Here is a 1,129-nt window from a genome sequence, read left to right on the forward strand (position 1 = left end):
TTGAGAGATTTTGGGGAAACTTACAGCAACTTGGCTTGCGAGGATTTACCACCTTGATTCAGGCTAAGGAATCGAACTCAAAAACACTGAAGCCAGCAACTTTCGAGAACCTTACAACCCTTGAATTATCAAAGCGCTATAACGCCCGCTTAAGCGGCTGCCAACGCAATACAACGGCTACCGCATTGCGCCTTAAACACAATTATTACTGCAAACCAAAAATGCCACGCGTTGGCAGTCCGCTTGAAGCGTTTGTTAGCATTCTTCGCCCCAAAATGCCAACTAGCAACAGTAATAACGAGATTAAAAATGAGCAGCTCATTACCAAATATAGCTCCAAATCAGCAATTTCTTCACCATTCTTGGCGTTAAATAGGTTTACAAGCCTAATAGCCTGCTCCTCAGATAAACTAGGAAAAAAGTGAGGATACCTCAACCATATGAATGACATAATTAGGGTAGATATTATTACAAGAAATGACCTAATAGAGATAGCCTTCATTTCACTATCACCCTTCCATAAGTTTCTAACCCAACACTTGGAATCTTGAAAGTGGAAGTATTTTTTAGTCGTGACCTAATCGTTGAGAAATCACTTTGATGCTCAACTACGATACACCCCTTGCTTACACCTAGAGGGCCTTTAGGGTGCAATCGAAACTGTCCGCGCTTTATATTTAAGCAAATTGTTTCATCATCCATTTTGCTATCAGCAGCATAAAGTGCAAACCATTGGTCTTTTCCAGAAAAGTAGTCGCGCAGTGGACCAAGCATACCGCCAGACTGACGATCAAAAATATAGTACGTCCCTACGGGTATTGGTCCACTACCAGCTATACATTGTGCCGTTTTATTGTTTTTGTTTGCACCTTCCCCTGAAAAAGCAGGATAAGATGCAGCACCGCATTTCAATTCGGAGAGCTCTTCCCCATTAAGTTCAAATGTAAATTCAAGCATAGTTGGGCTCGCAAACTTATAAAAGAAGCAAGTTTACTGCTTTTCTTATCTACCTTAAGTCTAACTTCGAATATATGCGACAAGATGCAAATAAATTAAAATGTTCGCTTGAATGCTAACGCCCAGTTAAGTAGCCAAAAACGCACAAATGCGGTTTCTGCAAACTACCCTA

The 1,129-nt window shown here is 40.8% G+C and carries 2 protein-coding genes; one reads left to right on the forward strand and one right to left on the reverse strand.

Annotated features, from left to right (window positions below; genetic code table 11):
• The coding region (locus tag VPNCDNU1_RS29220) for a hypothetical protein (RefSeq protein ID WP_237324240.1) at positions 1 to 425 on the forward strand (425 nt) is incomplete at its 5' end.
• 73 nt (positions 426 to 498) lie between these two features.
• Here VPNCDNU1_RS29220 and VPNCDNU1_RS27620 read toward each other — a convergent pair.
• The gene (locus VPNCDNU1_RS27620; protein ID WP_104403357.1) at positions 499 to 957 is read right to left on the reverse strand and encodes a DUF2778 domain-containing protein; all 459 of its coding nucleotides are present in this window, start codon (positions 955 to 957) and stop codon (positions 499 to 501) included.
• Between the last annotated feature and the right edge of the window lie 172 nt (positions 958 to 1,129).

Origin of the sequence: Vibrio penaeicida (genome assembly GCF_002933855.1) — a bacterium.
GTDB classification, from domain to species: Bacteria; Pseudomonadota; Gammaproteobacteria; order Enterobacterales; family Vibrionaceae; genus Vibrio; species Vibrio penaeicida_A.